The organism is Shewanella sp. DAU305, from assembly GCF_026802235.1.
In the GTDB taxonomy this organism is placed as follows: domain Bacteria; phylum Pseudomonadota; class Gammaproteobacteria; order Enterobacterales; family Shewanellaceae; genus Shewanella; species Shewanella baltica.
Genome location: NZ_CP113808.1, coordinates 87,092 through 112,761 on the forward strand (window position 1 = coordinate 87,092; position 25,670 = coordinate 112,761).

Annotated in this window: 28 protein-coding genes; 11 read left to right on the plus strand and 17 right to left on the minus strand. The window is 46.4% G+C overall.

Going from position 1 to position 25,670, the window contains the following annotated elements:
* Positions 1-82 precede the first annotated feature (82 nt).
* Positions 83-1,174, minus strand: a complete 1,092-nt coding sequence (locus tag OX890_RS00310; RefSeq protein ID WP_106649153.1) for a branched-chain amino acid aminotransferase — start codon at positions 1,172-1,174, stop codon at positions 83-85.
* Positions 1,175-1,714: 540 nt separating this feature from the next.
* Between OX890_RS00310 and OX890_RS00315 the strand changes: the two genes are divergently transcribed.
* Complete coding sequence (locus OX890_RS00315) at positions 1,715-1,987, plus strand: Rho-binding antiterminator (protein WP_071940624.1); 273 nt, start codon at positions 1,715-1,717, stop codon at positions 1,985-1,987.
* Between the two features lie 12 nt (positions 1,988-1,999).
* The gene (locus OX890_RS00320) at positions 2,000-2,341 is read left to right on the plus strand and encodes a hypothetical protein (protein ID WP_126493019.1); all 342 of its coding nucleotides are present in this window, start codon (positions 2,000-2,002) and stop codon (positions 2,339-2,341) included.
* A gap of 162 nt (positions 2,342-2,503) precedes the next feature.
* On the opposite strand, the gene OX890_RS00325 is transcribed toward OX890_RS00320, so the two are convergent.
* Both OX890_RS00325 and OX890_RS00330 read right to left on the minus strand, forming a co-directional pair.
* On the minus strand, positions 2,504-2,857 hold the full coding sequence (locus OX890_RS00325; RefSeq protein WP_126493021.1) for a RidA family protein: 354 nt from the start codon (positions 2,855-2,857) through the stop codon (positions 2,504-2,506).
* Positions 2,858-2,937: 80 nt separating this feature from the next.
* A complete protein-coding gene (locus OX890_RS00330; protein WP_006084462.1) occupies positions 2,938-4,431 on the minus strand; it encodes a Na+/H+ antiporter NhaC family protein in 1,494 nt (497 codons plus the stop codon).
* Positions 4,432-4,610: 179 nt separating this feature from the next.
* Between OX890_RS00330 and OX890_RS00335 the strand changes: the two genes are divergently transcribed.
* Positions 4,611-4,832 (plus strand): cell division protein ZapB, encoded by a 222-nt coding sequence (locus OX890_RS00335; RefSeq protein ID WP_006083484.1) that lies wholly within the window; start codon positions 4,611-4,613, stop codon positions 4,830-4,832.
* Here OX890_RS00335 and OX890_RS00340 read toward each other — a convergent pair.
* From OX890_RS00340 to OX890_RS00370, 7 genes are all read right to left on the minus strand, one after another.
* Positions 4,829-5,041, minus strand: coding sequence for a DUF1107 domain-containing protein (locus tag OX890_RS00340; RefSeq protein ID WP_006083486.1), 213 nt, complete (start codon positions 5,039-5,041; stop codon positions 4,829-4,831). The genes OX890_RS00335 and OX890_RS00340 overlap by 4 nt on opposite strands.
* 506 nt (positions 5,042-5,547) lie before the next feature.
* Positions 5,548-6,156: a thiol:disulfide interchange protein DsbA/DsbL gene (locus OX890_RS00345; RefSeq protein WP_006083489.1), complete on the minus strand. Its 609-nt coding sequence runs from the start codon at positions 6,154-6,156 to the stop codon at positions 5,548-5,550.
* Between the two features lie 130 nt (positions 6,157-6,286).
* On the minus strand, positions 6,287-7,309 hold the full coding sequence (locus tag OX890_RS00350) for a serine/threonine protein kinase (RefSeq protein ID WP_006083490.1): 1,023 nt from the start codon (positions 7,307-7,309) through the stop codon (positions 6,287-6,289).
* A gap of 2 nt (positions 7,310-7,311) precedes the next feature.
* A complete protein-coding gene (locus OX890_RS00355) occupies positions 7,312-7,644 on the minus strand; it encodes a DUF3630 family protein (RefSeq protein WP_006083491.1) in 333 nt (110 codons plus the stop codon).
* A gap of 13 nt (positions 7,645-7,657) precedes the next feature.
* The gene (locus tag OX890_RS00360) at positions 7,658-9,112 is read right to left on the minus strand and encodes a protein adenylyltransferase SelO (protein WP_268649901.1); all 1,455 of its coding nucleotides are present in this window, start codon (positions 9,110-9,112) and stop codon (positions 7,658-7,660) included.
* Between the two features lie 9 nt (positions 9,113-9,121).
* Complete coding sequence (locus tag OX890_RS00365; protein ID WP_012090451.1) at positions 9,122-9,433, minus strand: hypothetical protein; 312 nt, start codon at positions 9,431-9,433, stop codon at positions 9,122-9,124.
* Positions 9,434-9,577: 144 nt separating this feature from the next.
* Positions 9,578-10,426 carry a hypothetical protein gene (locus tag OX890_RS00370; protein ID WP_268649902.1) on the minus strand — a complete coding sequence of 283 codons (849 nt, stop codon included), beginning with the start codon at positions 10,424-10,426 and terminating at the stop codon, positions 9,578-9,580.
* A gap of 274 nt (positions 10,427-10,700) precedes the next feature.
* Here OX890_RS00370 and OX890_RS00375 point away from each other — a divergent pair, with 274 nt between their 5' ends.
* From OX890_RS00375 to OX890_RS00390, 4 genes are all read left to right on the plus strand, one after another.
* Entirely contained in the window at positions 10,701-11,060 is a 360-nt protein-coding gene (locus OX890_RS00375; protein WP_268649903.1) for a DsrE/DsrF/TusD sulfur relay family protein, read from the plus strand.
* 147 nt (positions 11,061-11,207) lie between these two features.
* Complete coding sequence (locus OX890_RS00380; RefSeq protein WP_268649904.1) at positions 11,208-11,606, plus strand: nitrous oxide-stimulated promoter family protein; 399 nt, start codon at positions 11,208-11,210, stop codon at positions 11,604-11,606.
* 57 nt (positions 11,607-11,663) lie between these two features.
* Complete coding sequence (locus OX890_RS00385) at positions 11,664-12,578, plus strand: hypothetical protein (RefSeq protein WP_268649905.1); 915 nt, start codon at positions 11,664-11,666, stop codon at positions 12,576-12,578.
* A 152-nt stretch (positions 12,579-12,730) separates the two neighbouring features.
* Positions 12,731-13,315 carry a YSC84-related protein gene (locus tag OX890_RS00390; protein WP_006083498.1) on the plus strand — a complete coding sequence of 195 codons (585 nt, stop codon included), beginning with the start codon at positions 12,731-12,733 and terminating at the stop codon, positions 13,313-13,315.
* Positions 13,316-13,499: 184 nt separating this feature from the next.
* On the opposite strand, the gene OX890_RS00395 is transcribed toward OX890_RS00390, so the two are convergent.
* The 7 genes from OX890_RS00395 to OX890_RS00425 form a co-directional block, all read right to left on the minus strand.
* Positions 13,500-14,636, minus strand: coding sequence for a GGDEF domain-containing protein (locus OX890_RS00395; RefSeq protein ID WP_268649906.1), 1,137 nt, complete (start codon positions 14,634-14,636; stop codon positions 13,500-13,502).
* Between the two features lie 227 nt (positions 14,637-14,863).
* The gene (locus OX890_RS00400) at positions 14,864-15,469 is read right to left on the minus strand and encodes a hypothetical protein (protein WP_268650638.1); all 606 of its coding nucleotides are present in this window, start codon (positions 15,467-15,469) and stop codon (positions 14,864-14,866) included.
* A 94-nt stretch (positions 15,470-15,563) separates the two neighbouring features.
* Entirely contained in the window at positions 15,564-16,601 is a 1,038-nt protein-coding gene (locus tag OX890_RS00405; RefSeq protein WP_268649907.1) for an acyltransferase family protein, read from the minus strand.
* A 2-nt stretch (positions 16,602-16,603) separates the two neighbouring features.
* Positions 16,604-18,001: a hypothetical protein gene (locus tag OX890_RS00410; protein WP_268649908.1), complete on the minus strand. Its 1,398-nt coding sequence runs from the start codon at positions 17,999-18,001 to the stop codon at positions 16,604-16,606.
* A 193-nt stretch (positions 18,002-18,194) separates the two neighbouring features.
* On the minus strand, positions 18,195-18,545 hold the full coding sequence (locus OX890_RS00415) for a YkvA family protein (RefSeq protein WP_261273303.1): 351 nt from the start codon (positions 18,543-18,545) through the stop codon (positions 18,195-18,197).
* A 49-nt stretch (positions 18,546-18,594) separates the two neighbouring features.
* Positions 18,595-19,353, minus strand: coding sequence for a helix-turn-helix transcriptional regulator (locus OX890_RS00420; protein WP_006083510.1), 759 nt, complete (start codon positions 19,351-19,353; stop codon positions 18,595-18,597).
* A gap of 24 nt (positions 19,354-19,377) precedes the next feature.
* Positions 19,378-19,917 (minus strand): YbhB/YbcL family Raf kinase inhibitor-like protein, encoded by a 540-nt coding sequence (locus OX890_RS00425; protein ID WP_268649909.1) that lies wholly within the window; start codon positions 19,915-19,917, stop codon positions 19,378-19,380.
* Positions 19,918-20,419: 502 nt separating this feature from the next.
* Here OX890_RS00425 and speFL point away from each other — a divergent pair.
* The 4 genes from speFL (at position 20,420) to OX890_RS00440 (ending at position 25,665) form a co-directional block, all read left to right on the plus strand.
* Positions 20,420-20,503: a leader peptide SpeFL gene (gene speFL / locus OX890_RS21175; protein WP_224022194.1), complete on the plus strand. Its 84-nt coding sequence runs from the start codon at positions 20,420-20,422 to the stop codon at positions 20,501-20,503.
* Positions 20,504-20,823: 320 nt separating this feature from the next.
* Entirely contained in the window at positions 20,824-22,986 is a 2,163-nt protein-coding gene (speF, locus tag OX890_RS00430; protein WP_011848112.1) for an ornithine decarboxylase SpeF, read from the plus strand.
* 86 nt (positions 22,987-23,072) lie between these two features.
* Entirely contained in the window at positions 23,073-24,392 is a 1,320-nt protein-coding gene (gene potE, locus OX890_RS00435) for a putrescine-ornithine antiporter (RefSeq protein WP_071940644.1), read from the plus strand.
* Between the two features lie 118 nt (positions 24,393-24,510).
* The gene (locus OX890_RS00440; RefSeq protein ID WP_259574339.1) at positions 24,511-25,665 is read left to right on the plus strand and encodes a porin; all 1,155 of its coding nucleotides are present in this window, start codon (positions 24,511-24,513) and stop codon (positions 25,663-25,665) included.
* Positions 25,666-25,670: the final 5 nt, after the last annotated feature.

A 25,670-nucleotide genomic window follows, 5' to 3' on the forward strand; every position in this document is an offset into this window, starting at 1 on the left:
GAGGCGAAGCCTACAAATGTCATCGTCAAAATCAGCCAATAAAAAAGGCTCCTAGGAGCCTTTAAACATCACCACAAATTCCTTACTTTGCTAAACGTTCAACACGCTTAACCCAGCCTTCAGGACCTTGAATGTGGCCCTTTTGGATTTCGGTATACAGTTTGTAGATGCGCTGAATATGCTCGCCCACTTCACCATTACCAACTGTGACTATGTGGCCATCTTCAAAAATGTAGGAGCCCACGGCTGAAACCACGGCTGCCGTACCAAAACCACCCGCCTCGATAATTTCACCCGATTCGATATCGGCGATAAATTGATCAAGCATGACAGTCTCTTGGCGCACTTCACAACCAAGCATCTCACCCAATTCCATGATGGATTGCGAGGTGATCGACTTAAGAATGGTATCTGTGAAGGTAGGAATAATCACAGTGCCATCTTTTAAGATGTGGAAATGGTTCATCGCGCCCGCTTCTTCAATCTGTTGATTGGTCGAGTCGAGATATAACACTTGCGATGCACCAAAGGCTGCCGCGGCTTTACCCGCACGCAACGAAGCCGCATAGTTACCCGCCGCTTTTGAGGCGCCAGTGCCACCCGATACCGCGCGATGGAAAGTTTTGCTGATCAGCAAGCGTATGCCTTTGTTCACGCCAGCGGCGTAATAAGCACCACTTGGGCTTAATACCACACAGAAGGTATAACGCGTGCTTGGGCTAACAGAGAGACGGTCTTCAGTCGCAAAAATAAAGGGGCGAATATACAGACACGCACCTTCCTGCATCGGGAACCACAGACGATCGACATCGATCAACGCATTGATCGCATCCATCTGCACTTGTTCATCGATGTTAGGAATACAGACGATATCGGCGGAGCGATTCATCCGCTCGGCATTCTTATTAATACGGAAAGTATAAATCTCGCCATCTTCATGCATAAAGGCTTTCGCGCCTTCGAAGATCGACTGGCCATAATGCAACGCCATTGCACCCGGTGCCATTTCAAATGGACCATAGGGAACGATGCGTGGATCGCACCATTGTCCGTCATGATAATCCATCAAAAACATATGATCGGTTCTGAGGCTACCAAAGCCCACATTCCCCTCGGGCTTGAATTGCTCAGTACGGCGCTCGGACGCAGGTTTTAAATTGTAAGTTATTTCCATCGCATACCACCTTGATTACTGAACAAGCAGACTAGGGAGCGACAGGAATAAAGTCAAGAGGGGCGCGCATATCTATACCCAAACAATCTGAAGATGCAGGATTCCGCGGGAATTTAACGCACTTTAGGCAAGGCCCTTTATTGCTCCTGCATAAATGGCATTCACGCCATCCATGGCGATTGCGGTTATTTGCGGACCTAGTGGGCTAAGTTAAAAATAACCAACACAGCATAAAGTGCATTAAAACCCGCCGGGACGGAGCGCCTAGGGAACTCCACTTCCGTGTTGCATCAATTCAAAAGGTGACCGACATTCTGTCATTGATGCGCCTTGAATTGAAGCACCCTAGGCGCTCTGAAACTCGTATCTTCAGGTAGCTTGGGTATAAAGGTCTAAGCAATAAAAAACTCGCTAACATGCTTGGCTCAGCCTTTCACACTGCATTAGATACAAGATAAAACAACCCGCATTGGGTCACACATAATGCCAATGGCAAGTATTTTTGCCACAATGGGGTCGAACTCCCGATGAGATAAACCTATGTCTGACTATAAGATGATCCCCTGTGAGCACTACGATTACCTCGAACTTGCCTGCCTGCGCGGTTATCAGCTCAAGATTGAGTTGATTGATGGCACGCAGTGCCAAGGTCAAGCCATCACCACGCAAACCAGAGCCGACAAAACCGAGTGGCTTGTTATCCAGCAGCAACAAAATAAACAATCTCTTAGGCTCGACCATATCGTCGCTATCACGCCTGTCGATGTGAATGCTGAATTTGGCAGGATGCAGATTGCCACTAAACAAGGTTAGCGAGGACAACACATGGCAAAGATAATGTTAGCGGTTGAAATCGGTCACTGGACCGGTGGGCATAATGGCCAATATCCCCAGCTGATTGAGTTTGATACGGCGCATCTTGATAGACCCTTTCAGGTCAGCGAGGGTTGGGGGTATGGTTTAGGTGGCGCGGCTTACTCACTCGCACAATTTATCAACACGCCTTATTACCTAAAGCTCAAAACTGAGGCTCCTTGGGCGTTTGCCATTATCGAACAGGGCTTAGCGCAACAGAATATTGATGCGATCGCCGCGGCACTCTCAATCCAATATGTGGATCATCCACCGCTTGTGCCTAAACATTTAATGGAATACTTATTAGGTTAAAGCTGAAAGATTTAGCTAGAAGAGAGTGAACGTGATGAACAATGCAGGTTTAGATAGCGAGGTGTATTGCGGAAAAGCTTCACCGAGTGATGACACTCGGTGACAGGATTCTAAATAGGGATTGAAATAGGTTTCTAAACAGGGCGAAAAATAGCTTAGCGCTTAAACCGCGACCGCCGCTATTACAGACACTTCAACCAAATATTCCGGCTCAGCAATGGCAGCTTGCACGCAAGCGCGGGCTGGCGCATGGCCTTTAGGCACCCAAGCATCCCATACGGCATTCATCGCATCGTAATCACCCATGTCTTTCAGATAGATAGTCGCTGATAATACATGCTCACGCGAACTCCCCGCCTGCGCCAACAAGGTATCGACTTCTTCAAGCATAGTGACGGTTTGTTCAGTAATTTCTTGATACTTATCCTTCGCCACTTGACCACACAGATACACAGTACCTTGGTGAATGACTATGCTGCTCATGCGGGTGCCAACGTCTAAACGGGTAATGCTCATATTGATCATCTCTTAAATCAGTACATTTAAATAATTGGTTCAGCTCAAACTGAATAGGCCATTTTAACGATAAACAGGCGTTATGTCTGCGCCGCTAACTTAGGCCAAGGCGAATAGAAGCGCGCCATCAAGGCAAATAAACCGAGACCACAGCTCACCACGGCCAACCACACTAACGGCGTCGCCACTTCTAAATTCACTAATTGGAATCCAACCAAGGCCGAACACGCCGCGATTAATGCAAAGGGCAACTGGGTCACCACGTGGTCATGGGGAGCGCAACCTGAACTGGTCGCACTGAGCACGCTGGTATCTGAAATGGGCGAGCAGTGATCGCCAAAAACTGACCCTGCCATCACAGCGCTCAATACTGGCAATAACAGATGAGGATCTAAATTATGGGCAATCTCAGCGCCAATCGGGATCATAATCGCAAATGTGCCCCAGCTTGAACCCGTCGCAAAAGCCATTATCGCGCAGAGTAAAAACATGCCCGCCACCAGCAAGTGCGGAGAAAGATAAGATTTAGCCCAAGCGGCCAACAATTTCGCCACGCCAAGATCTTGGATAACAGCGCCAATCATCCAAGTGCAGAGCAAAATTGCAATGGCAAAGGCGATCATGCGCACACCGTGGCTCAAATCCCCCACTAACGCCGTTAAGCGTCGCCCAGACAAGCCCAGCATAATCAGAGTGACCAAGGTCGCCAACAAACAAGCATCGCGCATAGAGGCGCCAATATCGGCCTTAGCCATCCAGAGCGACACATCCCAAGAAGAGACCTGCTGAGCCCCCGACCACAAAGTTAATCCCACTGAAGCCAATAACAGAGTCAGCATAGGAATCGCGAGCAGCCAAGGATTACCCTTGGTCTCGACTGTACTTGAAGATTCCACCACGGTAGCGGCGACAAAAGAGCGAAAACCCACGCCATACCAAGCGACAAGCACGGACAAACCTAAGGTCACTATGGCGTAAAAGTTGAATAAGGCCACATCTATAAAGGCTTCCAGCGGCGACACTGGCAAAAAGCTGATCCCCGCAATAAGTGCCATCACATAGGGGCCCCAACTGGAGAAAGGCAATAGCGCGCACAGGGGCGAGGCATTGGAATCGACCAGATAAGCGAGCTGCTCATGGCGAATGCCATAACGCTGGCTCAATGGCTGACAAACATGACCGACGGCAAGGCAACTGAAAATCCCATCAATGAACACTAACCAACCGAGGAAAACCACTCCCAGACGCGCCTGACGCTCAGTGCGGATACGGCTATATAGCCAATCGCCAAACTGACCCACGGCGCCGCCACGTGCTAACAACTGCGTCATGCTACCTAGCAGCAACATGGCCAATAGCACATTGAGGTGCCACGCTTGCCACGCGCCTTGGGCATAAAATTGTTTAACACCGATATCAAGCAAATACCGCCCAGTTTGTAGCGGGTCAAATTGGGCGATCAATAGGGCGCCAGAGACGATACCAACGCCTAACGCCACCAGCGTGCGGCGTAAAAACAGGGCTAAGGTTAAGGTCAACAGTAGCGGGAGTATGGCGAGCAGACTAGGCGACATGGACCATTCCGATAAAAAATAAAACCAAGAATACTAACGAGTTAATAACAAATGCAAAAAAACTTAATTTAGAACCCAGTAATAGGGTGTTTTTTGACCAAACGACAAGAATCGCTATTCCTTAAGTTCTAGGCACTGCTAGAATCACAGTCCCATCCAGAAACCATAGGACTCTCCAGATGAGCCTTGAATTACTGTCCAAACTGGAAACCAAAATCCAGGCTGCACTCGAAACTATCGAGCTTCTAAAAATGGAGCTTGAAGAAGAGAAGCAAAAAGCGTCTACGCTGAGTGAGCACAATCAACAATTGAATGCGCAAAACCAGCAACTACAAGAAGAACTCACTTCTTGGAACGAAAAAGTGACTGGCCTTGTTGGCTTGTTAAACAGCGAAATCTAAACAGCATTTGTTTGATGATGCTGCGCTTCGATCAGTTCGTTCAATTCTAAAATAGCCTGCTTCACTTTTGGCAGGCTTTTTCTTGGCAGTAAAAACCGCCCCTTCTCAAATTCCAATCGTCCTAAGTCTTTAACCCAAATAACACCAGTGAGAAAAATACGCGCGTGCTTAACGATAAGCTTAGGTGCGTAGACAGGAAAAACTCTCATATGACCACCTACAAGCATTCTTGTTGTTATTGATTACAGTTGTTTGACAGAAGCTTTACCACTTGAGTTCATCTTTCGGGGGCTTTTTTTCATATTTGATTGCCCAACACTGTTAATCATCTGATTTAGTTAACTTACCAATATGCCATGCTGCAAACCAAAAAAACAAAGCGCCATAATAATGTCACTTGCCAATTTTTTGACGCTCTGTTAAATTAGCAGCGTTACTCAGGGTAAAAATGAGTCCTCTGGCTCAAGTCCGTACTTTCCGTTATAAGAAGTACGGTTTTTTTTGCCCATTTTTTACCTCGTCTTTATTCAATGAGTTCAAACGACTAACCCCTCTAACAGCCTACCGTATGCCTTACAGCAGCTGTCTCTGCTCGTTTCACCTTACTGTTGTTCTTTGCCGCAACAAAAAAGGAGCCTTAAGGCTCCCTTTAAAACGCTGTACGTGCAGTATTATCAACCGCTCAGATGACAGCGGTGTGATAAGGTCATCCGAACTATTTTTTTGCTAAGTAGAAAGCGATATCTAACAGTTCGTCGTAGGATTTAATCGCACCGGTTTCAACACGATACTTACCGTTAACGACGAGAGCAGGTACGCCAGTCAGCTTAGCGTTTTCAGTATCACGCTTCATTTTCGCCATTTGCGCCTTCACCATGAAAGACTCAGCGGCCGCATCGAAGGTTTTACCATCGACACCGTTAGCCACGAAAAGAGCGCGAATATCGGCAAGGCTAGTGAAGTGTTCTTTTTTCTCATGAATGGCAGAGAATAACGCCGCATCCATTTTATCATCGACGTTTAACTGATGCGCAACTGCGAATGCGCGTGACATTTCAACGCCCATTTCTTTACCAATAAAATCAACGTGTGCTTGGTTAAACGCTACGCCTTCAGGCTTTTCGGCGAGAATTTTTGGCACTACCGTTTTAGAGAAATTAAAGCAGTGTGGGCAATAGAAAGAGAAAAACTCGGTGATCTCTGGCTTAGCGGTTGCTGGGCCATCGTTAATCACTGTGTAATGCACACCTTCTTGGTATTCCACAGCCGATACAGCCAGTGGCGCCAGTAACAAAGCCGCGGCCATAAGTAATACTTTTTTCATGAACATTCCTTAAATCATTTTTGATAAATTGGCTGGAGACTAACATATTCCATTTTTTGAGTGTAACTCAAGCTTAAGAGTTCAATCTAATGTCACAAGATACGTCTGTGACATCATATTTTGCTCAATACTAATAAGGCACTAGGCTCAGTGGTGGCTCGCCAAGGGCAAAAAGCTGCTCCTTAAATGCCAAGATCTGCTGTTCCCAATACTTTTCATCCCCAAACCAAGGGAAGTTCATCGGGAAAGCTGGATCGTCCCAGCGACGACCAATCCACGCGTTGTAGTGCACCATACGCAGCGCCCGCAGCGGTTCAATCAAGGCTAACTGCCTTGTATCAAACTCACAAAACTCTTCATAGGCTTCGAGTAATATCTCAAGCTGCATCAACTGCTGCGCTCTATCACCCGTTAACATCATCCATAAATCTTGAATCGCCGGCCCCATGCGAGCATCGTCTAAATCGACGAATCCGGGACCATCTGGCGTCCACAAAATATTGCCTGGGTGTAAATCGCCATGCAAACGAATGGCCGCAAAATCTTGGCGATCCCAAATCGCATTCGCCTTAGCCAACACTTGCTCAACGACGGTAAAAAACGGCAAGCGTAGGCTGTTAGGTACCAGATTGGATTGCTTTAACCACGCGAGCGGCTCGGCGCCTAAAATCTGCGGATTCAGCGGTTCACGTTCAGCAAATACAGTTTGCGCTGCGTACTGATGTATACGACCGATGAATCGACCCACTAATTCCAGCTGTTCTAAATTATCGACTTCAAAGGCACGGCCACCCAAGGAAGGAAACAGGGTAAATCGATAGCCTTGGTACTTGTGTAAGGTATGACCTTCGATGATCACAGGTACCGCAATTGGGATATCTTCTGCCGCAAGTGCGAGCGCATAATCATGCTCCTCTTGGATCTGCGCGTCGCTCCAACGGTCGGGACGATAGAACTTCACCACATAGCGCAGACCTTCATCGCTGCGGAACTGATACACGCGGTTCTCGTAACTGTTCAGCGCGAGCAAGCCTGTTTCTGGGTACACGCCCAGACTTTCGATCGCATCTAAGATCAAATCCGGTGTTAGCGCTTGAAAATGAAACTCAGCGCCGCTAGAACTCGTGGTCGGTGGCGTCATATTCTGACTCATATTCAGTTCACTCTTAGGTGAGGTTGCAGCAAAGTAGCTAAGTATTCCAGCACCTCAAAATCGGCTTCTCGTTCAGTCGAGAGCCAGCAAATGTTGCCGTAAAACTCATAATTGAGCCATAACTGGCTGCCTTCAAATTCTAATAACCATTGATGCCTGTCGGCGCCCCACTGACGCTCCCGCACAGTGCAATCGAGCGCCGCGGCTAAGGGTTCGGCAAAATCAGCGAAACGATCAAAATCGATATCCGCACTGACCGCTAAACTTAAGGCGCTTCTATCTAAGCTTATGGTATCTAAGCTAATAGCTTTTAAATGCGTGCTTGGTAATTTCATGCTTGTTATCCAATCAACTACTACATGACATGATCAAACCTTGGCCCCAGTCCGGTGGACGCTTGGCCAAGTCTTCATGTTCTGCGTGTTCAGCAAAGGGCTGAGTTAAGATTTTTTGCAGCAAATGCAGCGGCGCAAGATTACCCTCTTCCACCGCGATTATCGCCTCTTGGGCTAAATAGTTACGCAAAATATATTTGGGATTCACACTATTGCGCTCAGTTTGCCACGTTGGGATATCCGCTACTGCGCCCAATCGTTGTTGGTAGGATTGGTACCAAGCATCAAACTGGCTGACATCAATAAAGTCATCCCGTAGCGCACTGTGTTTGCTGGTCGGATCTAACTTGCCTAATTGGCGCCAAGTCTGAGTGTAATCAAGCTGATTCTTCTCCATCAGCACAGTGAATCGACCTATGAGGTCGAGATCCTGTTTGTCCAGCTCCGCCGACGGAACATCAACGATGGATAGACCTAGTTTTGCCCGCATCAAGCGCAAATAAGGCTGCACTAGCGCCTCTTGGTATTGATTAAGAATGGCAATTAAGTCATCGGATGGGATCACAGGAGTAAGCGCCTGCGCTAAGCGTTGCAAGTTCCACAAACCGACACCCGGTTGCTGTCCAAAGGCATAACGACCTTCGGGATCCGAATGATTGCAGATAAAATCTTCTTGGAATGTATCGAGGAACGCAAAGGGACCGAAGTCAAAACTGTCACCCAGAATCGACATATTGTCTGTGTTCATCACGCCATGGGCAAAACCGACCGCCTGCCAGTAGGCAATCATCTTGGCGGTATCTTGCACTACCTGTAAAAACCACGCTTTATAGCCTGCGGCATCACAACTCAAATGGGGATAGTGCTGAGTAATAGTGAAGTTGAGTAATTGAATCAGCTTATCGGCACGGCCGCACTCACTGTGGCAGAAAAACTCGAAATGACCGAAACGAATATGGCTGCGGGCTAAACGCACTGTAATGGCTGCGGTTTCTTGGCTCTCACGCCATACGGGCAGGTCAGAGCCAATCACGGCCAAGGCGCGGGTCGTCGGCACGTGCAAATGATGCAACGCCTCAGAGACTAAAAACTCACGCACGGCAGAGCGCATCACAGCTCGACCATCACCACGGCGCGAATAAGGCGTCGGACCGCCGCCTTTAAGGGCGACATCCCATGCGCCATTTGGGCCAATCGCTTCACCTAAAATGATCGAGCGTCCATCCCCTAAGCGCGGCGTATAACCGCCAAATTGGTGGCCGCTATACACTTGGGCATAGTAAGTCGCGCCATCGACGGCGGCATTGCCAGACAAGCCCAATAACAACTCATCTGTGGGTTGGCTTAAGCCAATCAATTGCGCAGCGTCATCACTCCATGCCAGCCATTCAGGCTTAGTAATCCCTTGCGGGTACACTTGCGAGTAAAACTCAGGTAACTGTGTAAAAAAATCCTGTTTAAACTTCATCTTGTCCACCTATTGGCTCATGGTCTTGCAAACCAGCACCGACTTATCGTCGAACTCACATAGGTGCCCACATTGATACACCCCAAGGCCAAAGCCACTCACGCCAGAGCTGCTTAGACGCTGCATGCCGTGGGCCTTGCTCTGGCATTGCGCTAGGGTGTCGTAGTAGCCATTAATATCCTCGGCCTGCAAAGGCGTCACCGGAATGGCACTCACATCGGGATAATAAAATAGGGTCCATTCTGGGGTTTTAGTACAGCCACTGAGTAGCAATAATCCAAGCCCGAATAAGACATTCGGTAAGGCATAGCTTAGTTTCATTTTTCCCCTATCAAGCCCATAAAAAAAGCGAACCTTAGTTCGCCTTTTGCGCATTCAGTTAGCAGGGATTCTACACTGCTTAGACGAGGGAAATAACCGCTTTTCGTTTAAGGGTTTACCCGCTAAGCGCTCCCAACCAAAGTGTTAAGCCGTAGTTGCTCTAGCCTGTGCTTTCTCAATCCGATTGATCCGGCCCTCAAAGCCAGTGACAGTGCCATCGCTCAGCCCAAGCTCTAATGCTTTACGACAAATGACAATGGCGGCATCGAAGGCTTGGGTATCATTTAGTAAGGTGGCTAAATGCAAGAAACCGGAAGACTTAAGCTCAGTATCTTTGCCTTGCTCGGCGCTAGCCGCTTGGAACAGTGCGACATATTCTTCAGCTAACTGAGCGCCATAGTTAAGATAATCTGCCGATTTACGCTGCTTGTAGCACTCAGCGACCATATTTTGCAGCGCGGTATAGCGAGCACTGGCTGACGTTGCCCCTTGATACTCCTCAAAGGCCCGAACTAAGGTTACATTCGCCCAAGCCCCTGGTGCACCGACCTCTGAACGCTTGCTCGATGCTGGCTCTGCTTCCGTCTTAACATCACCTTCGGTGTCAGCTTGTTCATCTGTTGGCGTGGTGCCTAAGATGATCACCGCCTCTTCATTATGGGCCGCAGGAATATCGACTTCGATGATATCTGTGTCTAGCGCCACCGAAATGTTCGCTGGCTCATTCGTCTCACGGGGCATTAATTCCGCTTCCACTTCGATGACGGGCTCAACTTCCACCACGCGAGTGTCCACTGCCGGCTCAACTGGTTCAGGCTCTACGCGCTCAGGCTCAGCAGCGGAGGAAATAGGTGCGTCTTCGGTAGGAACAACAGGTTTTACCGTGGTCGACTTGGGTTTCATCGCCTCTTGTTCTTCTTTCGCCAATCGCTGCGCGCGAAGGAATAAAAACACCCCGACAGCAATTAGTATAAATACGACTATGATCTTCATTCTTGTTCACCTTTGATGGCCGCTTCTCGTCAGAAGCCGTGTCAATTGGTTTGCCAAAATCCATTAGGACAGTGTCCATGGCAACCGAGTCTAGCTAAAAATTGAGCAGAGATTAACCGCTATTAAAGTCCATTGTGTCGGTGTAAATCAAGTATTTATGCCTTTTTATACGAGCTTGCGCTCAAATAGTTATAGCCAATTGCGCTAGACTGACGGAACCGCGTTGCCTTATCACCCCAATCGCCCAGTTTACGACAAATATAAGGAAAACCTGATGCAAAGTATTCTTATCGTGGCCCACGCTAGCCCCTACGGGACAGAAAAGCTATTTAACAGCCTACGCATCGCATTAGCACTGAAGGATCAGGATGAACAAGCCGTCGATCTTAAACTCTTTCTCATGTCTGATGCCGTGTTTGGCGCACTCAAAAATCAAACCACACCCGACTTAAGCTATAACCTACAACAGATGTTCGAGATCCTCTCAGCGCAGCAAGTGCCTATCCTGCTTTGTAAGACCTGCGCTCAAGCGCGAGGCGTCACGGCGGAAATGATCATCGAAGGCGCGCGCATAGGTACGCTACAAGATTTAACTCGCTGGACACTGGCTGCCCACAAAGTGATGCATATCTAAGGTTTACTTTTAGGTGCGTATGCTAAGAGGGCGGGATTGTTTAAAGCCCCATTTTGTGCGCACCTTCATAAATTGGCGCTTTCGTTTTGTCAGCGCCAATTTCACTGCCTATGATGGGATTTCCGAGTGACAAGCTAAGGTATTCCAATGGGCACAGCCACACTGCTTACGGGCAAACTCCTGTACGAGCACCAGACAATTGCCGCTATGGTGATGATTTATTGCAAGGCAAAACACCAAGGCCAAGACGCGACGGGCCTATGCGCAGATTGCATTGAGTTATTGGATTATGCCGCAACGCGCCTAGATCGCTGCCCCTACGGACAAAGCAAACCCACCTGCAATAAATGCCCAGTACATTGCTACAAACCAGCGCAAAAACAAATCGTCAAAGAGATCATGATCTTCTCCGGCCCTCGGATGCTGTTACCGCATCCCATTCGTGCAATCAAACACTTACTCGCGGAACGCATTCCCGTTCCCAGCGCTGTGCCCGAGGCGGCTTCAAATCGTCATCAGCGCATAGCAAGCCAGCAGAAAAACTAACGGCGATACTTTTACCGAGCCGATTTCCCTGATATAACAGGGCTCGAGGTATCGCATATGAACGATTTTAATACTTTTTTCGCTCAAGCTTACTGGTGGTTGTCGTTATTCGGAGGCGTACATTGCCTCGCGTTAGCTATTTATATTCGCTACTTTTATCACCCAGACGGTAACCAAAAACTCCTCGCCGCTTTCTTAAGTCTCATCGCCCTGTACTTCCTAACGGGATTGTTGAACCGCGATAACAGTCCAATTCCGATCCATATTCTATTCAACCTGATTAACCCTATCTATTTTTTGCTTATGCCTTTGCTCTATCTCTACTGCAAACGCAGCTTAGTACCAACTAATAAACCACTAGGGTTTTCAAAACATTACTGGCCGTCAGCATTTACCTTAGTTTTCGCCATTTTAGATATCGCCCTAAGATTAAGCGCGCATCCCTACGGGGAGTGGCAACCTTTAACACAGATGCTGAAGGAAATTAGCATTAGCCAATGGGGCGCCATACTGCCCGCACTGCTATCAATACAAACCTGTTGTTACTTTATCGCGCTGTGGGTGCTGTTTCGTCGGCATAAACGCAATCAAAGTGATGCCACATTAACCCAAGAGGCGCTCGGTACCATTCGGTTTCGGTGGCTGATAGGTTTGACTTTAGCCATGTTGTTGAACTGGTTGATCCGCGTGTTTGTGGTGATTTTGCCCTTCTATCTTGGTGATAACTTATCGTTGCTATCCCATGCGTTACCAAGACTCACCTTACTGCTGAGCATGTATATGTTGGCCGTATACGGCCTGAAACAAATCACCCGATCTGCCTACCTAAAAGGTCGCCTGGCTAAACCCCAACCACAGCCACGCCCGATCGCGATTGAAAATGTGCTCACCCCTGAGGAGTATGAATTCTTACATCAAATTCAGCAGGACGACACAGAAAAACACCAAGCTTCTTCACCACCTAAGAACTAATTAGCGAAACCACACTCCAATAATCACCATCAATATCACTCCAACCATTGAGTCGAACACTGAACCTAAGCTGACACAGGAGTCACTTTTGGCTGTCATTTGTGTCGATAAAGGCTAGTCTGGAGCAACTGAAGACTTGAAGAGGCGTTACCATGAAATCATTTTTAACTGCCATTGCGGCATCGACATGCCTTATCGTGAGCCTATTTGCGGCGCCCACTGCACATGCGGATGAAAGCTATGATCAGGCGGTAGTCAATTTCCAAAAAGCGAAAGAAACCAGTAAGTTTTTCGACACAGCCTATGGCTATGCGTTATTCCCAACTGTGGGTAAAGGCGGCATAGGCATTGGCGCAGCCTATGGCAAGGGCCGAGTCTATCAAGGCGGTGTTTATATGGGTGATTCGAGCCTGACTCAATTATCCATCGGTTTTCAATTAGGTGGCCAAGCCTACAGCGAGATCATCTTCTTTAAAGATGCTAAATCCTATGAAGCCTTCACGAGCGGCAGTTTCGAGTTTGATGCCCAAGCATCAGCAGTTGCCATCAACATGGGCGCGAGTGCTCAAGCGGGAACCACAGGCAACTCAGCAGGCGCAGGCCAATCGGGTGGCAATCGCTCGGCAAGTGGCTCGTACATTAACGGCATGGCGGTATTTACCGCAGCGAAAGGCGGTTTGATGTTTGAAGCAGCCCTTGCGGGTCAAGCCTTTAGCTTCGAGCCTAAAGCTAACTAATACGAACCATTAAACGGTTAACTCAAACGGCGAGCCTCAGTGCTCGCCGTTTTTTTATAACGTTATGATTTAAAGATAGAAGTAAACAATGTTTGAAAGCACTTTTAGCTTGTTCCCAAGTGACTTGGTCGTATAAAGGCTGAATACATGAAATAACAGAATAAATAAGCCATTGAATAAAAAACTAATTAAGTGCTAACAGATCTGCATGAATTACCTGATTGCGACCTTTAGATTTAGCCTCATACAAAGCCTTATCGGCCCGAATAAGCAAAGGCTCAATACTCGAAACACTACTGGACGTCGCCACACCAATACTAATTGATAACCGTATATCTGGATTTACATTAATTGTTTCAATAGCTAATCGAAGTTTTTCGGATACAACTAATGCTTGTTCGCTATCTGCTCTGGGTAAAATGGCGGCGAACTCTTCGCCACCGAAACGGCCAATAATGCCATATTGCTTTAGTCCATCTTGCAAAGCATCAGCACAAAGCTTAAGCACAGTATCGCCGACATTATGTCCGTGTACGTCATTAATTTTCTTAAAATTATCAAGATCTAACATAAGCACACTAACGGGAAAGTTTTCACTGGCGATGATACTCGTCGCATTATGCATAAAAGCCCTTCGGTTAAATAAACCCGTCAAACTATCCTGCGAAGCTAATGTGGATAACTCTTTGTTTAATCTATCCAATCTAACTAACAGAATGACAACCGTGCTGAAAATGATATAAATCATTCCAGCAATCACTAATCCACTCTGAAAAGAACTTTTGGCGACTAAATGAATAAATAATTCTGGTTTTACATAACAAAATAAGGCTCTTACGATAAAGCCTACCCCGAATAAGCCAGTAGAATACATCAACCAGCCCTTTAGCTTTTCACTTCCAGACCAATTGCCTCTCGTTAAAATAAATGCCATTAAGATCAATTGAGTACCCGTAATAATACTTGCAAAAATAACTCGCATGGCTATGTCATCAATATAAATAGACATAGTCAGGATCATCACGAATATGGGGAATAAAACGAGCCAAAGCGGCGCTTGTTTACCCACTAAGCAAGCAAACGCCAGATAACTGAATGAAAACGCAGTAGTGACGCAAAAATTATAAAAAATAACCGCAATAACGGGAGGTAAATAAGGACGAGAAAACAGCAGTAAGTTAGCAATCCCGTGAATAAACAGTGCAATAACCCAGTATTTTGTCCCTTTATCCATTCCCCTCTCAGCCATCAGTAATATTGCAAGCAGCCATTGAACAATAGCTTGTGCGATGATTAGCGTTGGAGAATCGAGTTCTATCATGTTTTGGACTGATAAGTTCATATCTAGGTTTAGATAGAAATAGTATCAGAGTCGATACTCATACGGTAAGAAGTAATTCCGCAATGCTGATAAGGAGTCAGATAGAGAATGTCAAAGCATGCTTTCAGCAAAGTTTATGCTGAAAGCAAATCACAAATAAAATACATATAATAAAGCGAAATACATCAGATTATAGCAACATCAGCCCAATTATAGGCCCAGCTAAACTACTCATGCCCCCAAGGTTTTGGCGGTAATGCGACGGGTTGAGTGAGATCAAAATCGACTTTGAAATCGCGGTTTTCGCGCGTGAGTTGATAGCTAAACGTTGTTGGCGTAATTTCCATGTGCCACACATTCGTGATCGACTGGGTTAGCCCATTCTTAACGAAGTTGTCGATAGATTCCCTATCAATGGGGAACGATTGTTTCAGCACTGTCCCATCATTCATGGTATCGCCGCCATACATAGTCACAGCATCTTCGCTGCCATCTTGATGGCGATGGTCGTGTTTCAACTTAAGTCCTTGCTGCGTTTTAGTCAGCACCCAAGTACGTGAATGGTCATCACCGACATGGAACGGTATCTTAAGCTCAGTGTCGCTGCATTCGCGCACGTGCATAATTAAGGACTTACCGCTAAAGGCCGAGTCCGCAGTGTCACCCGAAACCACTTTTCCCGCAAAAGCTTGGCCACAATGGGCGGCAATTTGCGCGAAGAAAGCATTCTGCGTCTCAGTGGATAAGGGCTCAGCTTGAGCCGCTATAGATGGTAAGGCAATCGAAGACAAACTGGCGAGCGCGAGACTCTGTAGGGCAATTTTGGACTTCATCATGTTCTCCATTTTTTAGATGAAAAACACCCTAACACTAGGAAATAAATTCAAACTGAATTTTCCCTAGTGTTAGTGATGATAAGCCAAGTGATTACCAGCCGATATACGTGCGTGAACGGTTACCGAGACGCTTCTTAATAAAGCGAGCCGTAATAATACTTCCCATCATCAGGAAGATAAAAATCCCCGCGGAGAAGAGCACGCTAGTGACCCAAGATCCCGGCGGTAAACGGTAACGCATTAAGGTCGCAGTAGCGTTAAACATCATGTCGAACAGCGGATGAATAAAGAAAATCGCAAAACTCATCTCAGCCACTTCCACTAACCAAGGCAATCGACTGCGTCCCGACAACCATTCGCAGAAATTCAGCACTAACACACATAAACAGAGTTTTTGAATAAACTGCCAATCGATGCCGTTATATTCAAACGGAGCCTTATGGTAGTTACCAATATGCTGCACTATATAAGTTTGCTCGACTAAGCTCACCACTAAAAAAATCATCGCGAGGGCAGTAAAGATAGAACCAAAGCGCGTCACAATATGTTCATCTTGCGAATATAAAATACCAATCAAATAGAAAGGCATAAAATACACCACTGAGTGGATGAAATTGACGTTACCTATGGGTCTATGCAGCAGAATAGCCACCACACAACTCAGTACAAATAGCGTCCAACGCATCTGCTGTGAGCAACGGATAAACCACAAAAATATTGGCGAAAATAAAAATACCGCCATGATGAATGGAATATACCAATGCGGATACAGGATATAACCGTTACGTATTGTGTAAAAAATACTCAGCAAGAGTTTGCCGAGCGACTGGTGCTCCATAAAAATCCAGCGCAAACACAAACAGAATAAACCGATCAGAGACACGACTAAAAAAGGATAAAGTACGTTCTGTACCTTGTTCTTCATGAACTTACTGTAGTCGAAATCCTTATAAAAAATACGATGGAAAAAGTATCCCGAGATAAACACGAACAAGGCCGTGCCACCGCGTAATAGGTTTTCCAACAGCAGCGGGAAACCTTCTCCAGAGTTGTAAATACTGTGGCCAAGTACGATAAAGATAATCGCAATGCCACGCATGTAGGTAAATTCGAGCTGATTTTTTCTCATTATTAATTCATCGCACAGTAGAGGGTTCTTCCATCAACAACACTCGCAGAAACCCTAATAGTTCCATGGACTTCTGCTTCATTGAATACCAGATACTGACCCTCACGCTGAAAGGGGAATGCCAAAGGTAACAGAGTTGCAGCCTCAATGCCCTCACAATAATTTTGTACAGGAACATCGAGTAATGGACTGCCACTCACTGACAAGTTACTAAATTGCGCGCTCATCCCTAGATAGGCTTGCGTCATTTCATCTTGGTACGGCACAACATAAAAACCAGAACGCACATCACCCACATCAATAAAACTACTGCTATCGCTCACGCTCGGCATCACCAATAACGGTACTCTAACGTCCTGCGCATTCAATAATAGCTGCGACAATTTCGCTTGAGTGGCGGGATAATACGCTAGCATTTCCTGTAGCGGCTTCTTCTGTTTATTATCTTTTCTTTCTAAGGGCTGCACTGGTTTCACGCGATTTAATAGCAAATCTAGCGGTAACATGCCCGACATGACAGACTCTTTCCACACATAAGGATCTTGAGTGCTATCCAACAATATGCCCGCCAAGGCGCCGATGTTTTCCGCCTCCGCCGTCCAACCACCCAACATCTTTCTCTGCTGGTAATAGTCGTGCACATATTGGGTCAGTATTTGCTGATAACCGAGTAAGGTTTGATTTTGGCTCAAGATACGTGCCCCAGCAGCCAATTCAACATACTTAGCGCTGCCTTCGACGAGGTCGTTGATGTAACCGACTCTATCCTCGTTCGGCGCAATTTGACGCCATTGCTGCAACCAATAGGCCGCATGGCTCAAGTGTAATGACTGCTGCTCGGGTTGTGCCAGCGCCGCCATTAAGGCATCAAACAACTGTAAACGGTAATAACGGGCATCGAGGCTGAGCGGAAATACTTCACCCTCGTAACGCCTGCCCTCTTCTAATACTCGCCATTCGGATTGCGCATAAAAATGGAAAGCTTCATGCAGACCATTACTGGCCCAGATTAAAAAGGCTAAATCCGTGGGCTTAGTGTCGGCAGTAAATTGGATGTTCGGCGCTTCGAGTTGGATTAATACCCCTGGCTGACCTTGATATTGCGGAAAACCGAAATTAATCGACAAACCAGACTGCAGGTTGACTGACTCTAAGACACTATTATCTTGAATGATTTCGCCACCGGGCTGACGCAGCCAGACGTTGCCGCCATAACTAAAGAGGTGCACTTTATCTTCGAGGCGAAAACCCGGCCACAAAGCTTCGCTCTGGCGACTATTCTGCGCCATAAAATCGAGGTAAAGACGGGCGAGTTGTTCCGGAGAGGCCTCATCGGCAAACGCGGGGGTAGCGGCAGAGACACCTAAAAACCATAGGATCACTACCATAATATTTTTCATTTATCTGCCTAAACAAACACAAGGGGTTTACAAAACAGCGCTAGCATATAGCGCAATCAAGCAATAGTGAAACGTTTGCAAAAAAATATTTTTACCCCAGAAAATCTAAGTAAAAACCAAATCAACGACTCCTAATAAAATCATATTTTTAGCGCAATTTAGCATCACATAGGTCTTGTCGAGCACATTAGGCTTAAGCCTTAGGTTCCGTCGGTTTATCGCCAAACCAGAGCGCTAGTTTATCCGCCGCGAGGGATTTCACTTCGTCATCAATATATAAGGTCACCATAGTCAAAGCGGCGGCAAGCGCACCTAAGTCATCGGTAAAGCCCACTAAAGGCGTGAGATCGGGGATCGCATCTAAAGGGGAAATAAAATACGCCAAGGCACCGAAGATGACAGACTTGGCCCATTTAGGCGTATTTGGCTGCTGCGCCGCATAATAAAGCCACAGGGCACGCTCGATCACTTCCCTGCCCGCCTGACGGCTAAAGAGTTTAACCTTGTTCCAAAATCCGCTGTCGGTAAATTGCTCATCCGCCATTATATCGCTCCTGCAGCTTGAGATTGTTTGAGTATCAATCTATTTCTCCTCACAGTGTACGACGATAAGCCGCAGGGGTCAGGCCAAATTGTTGCTTAAAACGTAAGGAAAACTTTTCCGCCGATTGATAACCACAGGCTAAGGCCACTTGTAGTAATGGCTCGCCCGAGTTTTGCAGCATGGCCAAACCATGGCTCAGCCGGACTTCGACTAACAACTGCCTAAAACTGGTGTCTTCTAACGCCAATTTACGCCTAAGGCTGGCCGTGCTCATGTGTAACTTGTCGGCAATCTCCTCCTGCTGCCATGGCGCCGAAGGACTCACGCTCATCAAAGCCAAGGCCGCTTGAGTCACGCTGCGTTGCGTGTGGCCATACAACCAGTTCACACTGCGTTTATCAGGCAAACTGAGCAGTAACGCAGCCAGATAATGCAGCTGAACAGAATCAGCCAGAGACAAGCTCAAACTCTGTAATAACGCATTCCAAGCTAAGTCCACCGCGCGCGATACGTTTTGGACTGGCATAGGATCGCGCCAATCGGCCGTGCTCGATAAAATCCCTTGGGGTAAATCGTGGGGAAGTAATAACTGCACCGCCCGATAGCGCCCAAGAAAAGGCCGATTCACAAAGCTGATATGCGAACCCGCAGGAATTAACAGTAACTGACCTTGGCCCACCAAAACGGATTCATCTTGCCAGAGTAAAGACTTTTCCCCATGGATAACCCGAATAATTGACGGCTGATGCACAGGTACTTGAGATAAAGATTGTGCCTGCTTCGAATCATATTCAAACAAACGGATCATGACACCAGCCTAATTATCAATGGATTATCGGTTATATACCGCAGTCAACTTGGCGCTACCTAAGGCTTGTGCTCTGAGCATAAAGCCTAATAATGCAGGGCTAGCGTCCTTTGGCAGATCTAATGCACTGGGCAATGCCCACACAGTGAATTCATACCTATGTACGCCATGACCTTCGGGCGGACAAGCACCACTAAAGTCAGTGGTGCCGAAGTCGTTCTTCAAAGCGATAGCGCCTTTAGGCAGTGCATCAGCATGCGAGCCCGCGCCCTGCGCCAATGATGTTTGCGCTGCGGGTAAGTTATATACCGCCCAGTGCCACCAACCGCTGCCCGTTGGCGCATCAGGATCATAAGCCGTCACCGCAAACGCTTTCGTCCCCGCAGGTACTTCAGTCCAAGTCAGTTGCGGCGAAATGTTTTCACCTTGGCAACCGAAACCATTAAATACTAATTGCGATGTGAGTTTATTGCCCTCGCTCATATCTTTGCTCGTTAACGTCATAGCATGTGCCTGTCCAAATAAGCCCAATACTAAACTCGCCCCTAGCCACCATTTATTCATGTCTATCTCCCATTGATGTTTCGACCTGACTAATTTACGTCAATCCAAAAGATCACATCTGCCCTAAAACGGCAACTTTCTGCCCCAAATGCTCAAATGTGAGAAAAAAACTGTCATTTTTGCAATCTTTAAGCATGCATGTGATTCTGTAAAGAGAATTTATGCATAACCATGCAAGTTCGTCGTACGGTATAAATCAAGAAGCTTATTACTACAGCCCTTTAATTAAAATCAGAAAAAAAGAATAAGATGTTTTATGCAAAAATCATTATTTAAATAACACTGACAATATTTACTTTCATAATTTAGATAAAGATACTTAAGTATGATTGACTCAGTTTAATATCGATTAAATAAGTTAAATTTAAGCACTGAATATTAAAAAGTAAGACATAGGTCATGATTTTATTTATAACTCACATATAAACTTCACTCCGTAATAAAACCTAACTATTTTCTCTAAGTCATAATGGAGTCGTATATGAAGAGGAAATCTAAAATCATGGCGCATATCCGGCGCACGCGGCATATCATGATGCCTAGTCAACGTGACTATTTCGATCACTCCTTTATCTTCCTCCGCTAATCTCAGCGCAGGTAGTAGGCCAACAAACAGGTCTAAAGTGCTATTGCTCTAATTTTTGCAAACACTTAATGTACTGTCTTTTTTTGGTTTATTATCTTGCGTCACTATCAAAGCATTCTTTTATCAGTGCAGTTTTACTGCGGCTAAGCTATTTGCACGCCCAATAAATATATTTTAACTTTTATTTATTTCGCGACATTGCATAACCACATCTAACCTGCGCACGGAATAGCTATATCTAATTTTTATGCCATTAATGTTTTTAATTAGGTATAGGCACACTTGTATCTATTTTTTAAAAAGTAAAAGGGAAATTAACTATGAAATCATTAAAAGTAGCCGCTAGCTTATCTGTTAGATCTTGTTTCGATATCGACAGAGAAGTCGTCAATGTATTAACCACAGATTTTTGCGATGTGGGCGCGGCTGTAGTCTCTGTTGATGATGTTAGAAATGGTATTGTTGAAAAGATTAAAAACACCGGATTGAAACTACCGATTTTCGTTTCAGTTTGCTGCGAAGAAACTTTCCCAGACGATGTTTGCTCATCTATTACTGGGGTATTTGAACTCTGCGGCGATAACACTGACTTCTACGGAAAACAGGTTGAAACTGCGGTCGATAAATATGAGCAAGCGCTATTACCTCCTTTCTTCGGCACACTGAAAAAGTACGTTGAAATGGGTAATTCCACCTTTGCTTGTCCAGGTCACCAAGGCGGACAATTCTTCCGTAAACATCCTGTGGGTCGTCAGTTCTTCGACTTTTTTGGCGAAACGATTTTCCGCGCCGACATGTGTAATGCCGACGTCAAATTGGGTGATTTATTGATCCATGAAGGCGCACCACTGGCAGCGCAGAAATATGCTGCCAAAGTCTTTAATGCCGATAAAACCTACTTTGTACTTAACGGGACTTCATCTTCAAATAAAGTGGCGACCAATGCGCTGCTTGCTAAAGGTGACCTAGTATTATTCGACCGCAATAACCACAAATCAAACCACCATGGCGCGTTAATCCAAGCTGGTGCAACACCCGTTTATTTAGAAACCGCACGTAATCCCTTCGGATTTATTGGTGGCATCGACGCTCATTGCTTCCAAGAGTCCTATTTAAGAGATCAAATTCGCGAAGTCGCCCCAGAAAGAGCCGATGAAAAACGCCCCTTCCGTTTAGCGATAATCCAACTCGGCACCTATGACGGCACTATCTACAATGCTCGCCAAGTGATTGATAAAATTGGTCATCTGTGTGATTACGTCTTGTTTGACTCGGCTTGGGTCGGTTACGAACAGTTCATCCCTATGATGAATGACTGCTCGCCACTCTTGCTCGAACTGACCGCTGAAGATCCTGGCATTATCGTGACTCAGTCGGTGCATAAACAGCAGGCGGGCTTCTCGCAAACATCGCAAATCCATAAAAAAGATAAACATATCAAAGGACAAGATAGATATTGCAACCATAAACGCTTCAACAACGCCTTTATGATGCATGCCTCTACCAGCCCCTTTTATCCATTATTTGCGGCGCTAGATGTGAACGCGAAAATGCATGAAGGCGCAAGCGGTCGTTACCTGTGGCGCGAAGCGGTAAAAGCCGGCATCGAAGCACGTAAGCTACTGCTGAAAAAGTGTAAATATATCAAGCCATTCGTGCCAACCATGATAGATGGTCGCCTATGGCAAGACTATGAAACTGAGCAAATGGCCGATGACTTACGTTTCTTCGAATTCGAACCCGGTCAGAAATGGCACTCCTTCGAAGGTTATGACAAAGGCCAATACTTCGTTGACCCTTGTAAGTTCCTATTAACAACACCAGGCATAGATGTAGAAACCGGTAAATATACCGACTTTGGTATTCCAGCAACTATTTTGGCTAACTTCTTACGGGAAAATAATATTATTCCTGAGAAGTGCGACTTAAATTCGATTTTATTCCTGATGACGCCTGCGGAAGATATGGCCAAGATGCAACATCTGGTATCGCAAATATCTCGATTCGAGAAATTAGTCGATGAAGATGCGCCATTATCTGAAGTTTTACCTAACGTCTATAACGCGAATAAAGCGCGCTATCAAGACTATACCATCCGCCAACTTTGCCAAGAAATGCACAATCTTTATGTCAGCCATGATGTAAAACAACTGCAGAAAGAAATGTTCCGTAAAGCGCATTTCCCAACCAAAGTGATGGACCCACAGGAAGCAAACCTAGAATTCATTCGTGGCAAAGTCGAATTAGTCCCGCTATCACAAATTGAGGGAAGAATTGCTGCAGAAGGCGCACTTCCTTATCCACCAGGTGTGCTATGTATGGTACCAGGTGAAATATGGGGTGGCTCTGTTCAACGTTATTTCCAAGCTCTCGAAGAAGGTATCAACTTATTACCTGGATTCTCGCCAGAACTACAAGGTGTTTATCTCGAAAACACTCCTGACGGCAAAATTCAAGCAATGGGCTATGTACTAAATAAATAATGAAGACTGACTGCAGAGTTTATTAACCCCGCTCTGCAGTCAATTTCATACTCCCTATAATAAGTCACCTACATTAGGTTATTAGTATGAGTAAATCAGAAAATAAAATTGGCGTCGTCCAATTAACTATTATCACCATAGTCAACATGATGGGTTCGGGCATTATTATGCTGCCAACCCAATTAGCTCAAGTCGGTACTATTTCGATTTTATCTTGGTTAGTCACAGCGGCGGGTTCAACTGCCCTCGCCTACGCTTTTGCCAAGTGCGGTATGTTCAGTAAGAAATCCGGTGGTATGGGCGGTTATGCCGAATATGCCTTCGGCCGCTCAGGCAACTTTATGGCTAACTACACCTATGCCGTTTCGCTGCTTATCGCCAACGTCGCCATTGCGATCTCAGCCGTGGGTTATGCCGCCGTGCTGCTCGATGTAAACCTAAGCCCGATGGCCATTTGTCTTGCAACCGTTGGCGTGCTTTGGCTGGCAACGATTGCTAACTTCGGTGGTGCCCGTATCACAGGTCGTGTGAGTAGCGTGACTGTGTGGGGGATTATTCTACCCGTGATTGGCGTGTCGTTAATTGGTTGGTTCTGGTTCGACATCGACCTCTACAAAGGTGCATGGAACCCGCATGATATGCCATTCTTCAAAGCGTTAGGCGGTTCTATCGCGATGACTTTGTGGGCATTCCTTGGTTTAGAATCGGCCTGTGCCAACTCAGAAGCCGTCGATAATCCAGAGAAAAACGTCCCTATCGCAGTAATGGGCGGTACTTTAGGCGCGGCGGTAATTTATATCGTCTCTACTAACGTCATTGCCGGTATTGTGCCAAACGCCGAACTTGCCATGTCAAACGCGCCCTTCGGTTTAGCCTTCGCGCAGATGTTTAACCCTGTGGTCGGTAAAATCGTGATGGCCTGCGCCATTATCTCTTGTACTGGCTCGCTGCTAGGTTGGCAGTTCACTATTGCCCAAGTGTTTAAAGCCTCTGCAGATGAAGGATTCTTCCCTAAAATCTTCTCTAAAGTCAGTAAAGCCGATGCGCCAATTTGGGGTATGACCATTATCGTTTGTATTCAAACCGTTTTATCTCTGATGACTATTAGCCCATCACTGAGCAAACAGTTCGAAGCACTCGTTAACCTCGCCGTCGTCACCAACATTGTGCCTTACATCCTATCGATGGCCGCCCTTGGCATAATGCAAAGACAGCAAAAAGTACCAGTTAATAAAGCCCGTATTGCCAACGTGATTGCCGTGATCGGTGCCTTATATAGCTTCTATGCCCTGTATAGCTCAGGCGAAACCGCTGTAATGCTTGGCGCCATGGCCACCTTCTTCGGTTGGACTATCTTCGGCGTGATCTCAAACAAAGCACCCGTTGCCGATACGCGTCCAGCCTAAATCCGGCTAGCGCATTATCGAAAACGATTAATTACACCATCTAAAAGAACGGTTACTCAGGGATCATAGGCCAAGCCTATGATCCCCTGGAGAATACTTGCTCATTATCGGGGGATTTATGAATAAGACTTGTCTCGCCTTAGTGTTACCTATGCTATTAACGGCCACCAGCAGTCAGGCGGTTGAGCTTTATAAAGATCAAAAAAACACATTAGATTTAACAGGTTGGTTGGGGTTTGCCGCCCTGAATGACAGCCACGATACCTCGGTTATCGACGATTCTTCACGCTTAAGATTTAGCTTCGAGCGCAGTGAGAGAAACGGCTGGACCGCCTTCGCCACCACAGAATGGGGGATCAATATGGTCTCCAGCGACGATGGCCTAGTGATGCAAGGGGGCAAACTCGCCGCCGAAAAGACCGATGATTTTCTCTATAACCGCTTAGGTTATGTCGGCATGTCCCACGATGTCTGGGGGAGTTTGAGCTTCGGTAAACAATGGGGCGCCTATTACGATGTCGCCGGCACCACAGATTTACCCAACGTTTTCGCAGGTTACAGCGTTGGTGCTTACACCTTTGGCGATGGCGGCCTCACTGGCACTGGCCGTGCCGACTCCGCCTTTATTTACCGCAATAGTGTCGGCCCAGTGCAAATCGCCTTGCAATATGCAGCCAAAACCAATGGCGATGTCAGCTTAAAAAATGATGACGGCAGCGAAATGAGTAACTCTGAGTTGAGCTTCGACAGCAGTTACGGCGCCAGCATCACTTATGCGGCAACCGACAAATTCAAGCTACTCGCAGGCTTTAACCGCGGTGATTTTGAAGGCCACTTAGGTAATACCCAAGTCGATGAGACCAATGAAATTATTGGCATTGGTGCCATGTACGGTGACTACTATCACTATGCAGAAGGACGCGAAGCCAGCGGTCTTTATGTGGGTTTTAACGCTCACCAAAGTAAGAGTAATGAACTGGTCAATGGTGATCTCTACGACGCCACTGGTGCCGAGTTGATGACAGCCTATCAATTCGACAACGGTTTTGTGCCTATGGTCGTGCTCAGTTATTTAGATTTAGACACAGATGCAACTACGCCTATCCAAGGTAAATGGACCCGCCAATTTGCCATGCTGGGACTGCACTATCGCTACAGTAACGACACTGTGATGTTTGCCGAAATGAAGTTAGATTTCAGTGACATGGATGATGCCGCACTCGAAGCACAGGAAGACAACAGCTTCGCAGTCGGGATTAATTACTTCTTTTAAGGCTT

Coding starts and splice junctions, on each gene's coding strand:
- OX890_RS00310 (WP_106649153.1), bottom strand. CDS start 1,174: ATGGAAATAACTTACAATTTAAAACCTGCGTCCGAGCGCCGTACTGAG.
- OX890_RS00315 (WP_071940624.1), top strand. CDS start 1,715: ATGTCTGACTATAAGATGATCCCCTGTGAGCACTACGATTACCTCGAA.
- OX890_RS00320 (WP_126493019.1), top strand. CDS start 2,000: ATGGCAAAGATAATGTTAGCGGTTGAAATCGGTCACTGGACCGGTGGG.
- OX890_RS00325 (WP_126493021.1), bottom strand. CDS start 2,857: ATGAGCATTACCCGTTTAGACGTTGGCACCCGCATGAGCAGCATAGTC.
- OX890_RS00330 (WP_006084462.1), bottom strand. CDS start 4,431: ATGTCGCCTAGTCTGCTCGCCATACTCCCGCTACTGTTGACCTTAACC.
- OX890_RS00335 (WP_006083484.1), top strand. CDS start 4,611: ATGAGCCTTGAATTACTGTCCAAACTGGAAACCAAAATCCAGGCTGCA.
- OX890_RS00340 (WP_006083486.1), bottom strand. CDS start 5,041: ATGAGAGTTTTTCCTGTCTACGCACCTAAGCTTATCGTTAAGCACGCG.
- OX890_RS00345 (WP_006083489.1), bottom strand. CDS start 6,156: ATGAAAAAAGTATTACTTATGGCCGCGGCTTTGTTACTGGCGCCACTG.
- OX890_RS00350 (WP_006083490.1), bottom strand. CDS start 7,309: ATGAGTCAGAATATGACGCCACCGACCACGAGTTCTAGCGGCGCTGAG.
- OX890_RS00355 (WP_006083491.1), bottom strand. CDS start 7,644: ATGAAATTACCAAGCACGCATTTAAAAGCTATTAGCTTAGATACCATA.
- OX890_RS00360 (WP_268649901.1), bottom strand. CDS start 9,112: ATGAAGTTTAAACAGGATTTTTTTACACAGTTACCTGAGTTTTACTCG.
- OX890_RS00365 (WP_012090451.1), bottom strand. CDS start 9,433: ATGAAACTAAGCTATGCCTTACCGAATGTCTTATTCGGGCTTGGATTA.
- OX890_RS00370 (WP_268649902.1), bottom strand. CDS start 10,426: ATGAAGATCATAGTCGTATTTATACTAATTGCTGTCGGGGTGTTTTTA.
- OX890_RS00375 (WP_268649903.1), top strand. CDS start 10,701: ATGCAAAGTATTCTTATCGTGGCCCACGCTAGCCCCTACGGGACAGAA.
- OX890_RS00380 (WP_268649904.1), top strand. CDS start 11,208: ATGGGCACAGCCACACTGCTTACGGGCAAACTCCTGTACGAGCACCAG.
- OX890_RS00385 (WP_268649905.1), top strand. CDS start 11,664: ATGAACGATTTTAATACTTTTTTCGCTCAAGCTTACTGGTGGTTGTCG.
- OX890_RS00390 (WP_006083498.1), top strand. CDS start 12,731: ATGAAATCATTTTTAACTGCCATTGCGGCATCGACATGCCTTATCGTG.
- OX890_RS00395 (WP_268649906.1), bottom strand. CDS start 14,636: ATGATAGAACTCGATTCTCCAACGCTAATCATCGCACAAGCTATTGTT.
- OX890_RS00400 (WP_268650638.1), bottom strand. CDS start 15,469: ATGAAGTCCAAAATTGCCCTACAGAGTCTCGCGCTCGCCAGTTTGTCT.
- OX890_RS00405 (WP_268649907.1), bottom strand. CDS start 16,601: ATGAGAAAAAATCAGCTCGAATTTACCTACATGCGTGGCATTGCGATT.
- OX890_RS00410 (WP_268649908.1), bottom strand. CDS start 18,001: ATGAAAAATATTATGGTAGTGATCCTATGGTTTTTAGGTGTCTCTGCC.
- OX890_RS00415 (WP_261273303.1), bottom strand. CDS start 18,545: ATGGCGGATGAGCAATTTACCGACAGCGGATTTTGGAACAAGGTTAAA.
- OX890_RS00420 (WP_006083510.1), bottom strand. CDS start 19,353: ATGATCCGTTTGTTTGAATATGATTCGAAGCAGGCACAATCTTTATCT.
- OX890_RS00425 (WP_268649909.1), bottom strand. CDS start 19,917: ATGAATAAATGGTGGCTAGGGGCGAGTTTAGTATTGGGCTTATTTGGA.
- speFL (WP_224022194.1), top strand. CDS start 20,420: ATGGCGCATATCCGGCGCACGCGGCATATCATGATGCCTAGTCAACGT.
- speF (WP_011848112.1), top strand. CDS start 20,824: ATGAAATCATTAAAAGTAGCCGCTAGCTTATCTGTTAGATCTTGTTTC.
- potE (WP_071940644.1), top strand. CDS start 23,073: ATGAGTAAATCAGAAAATAAAATTGGCGTCGTCCAATTAACTATTATC.
- OX890_RS00440 (WP_259574339.1), top strand. CDS start 24,511: ATGAATAAGACTTGTCTCGCCTTAGTGTTACCTATGCTATTAACGGCC.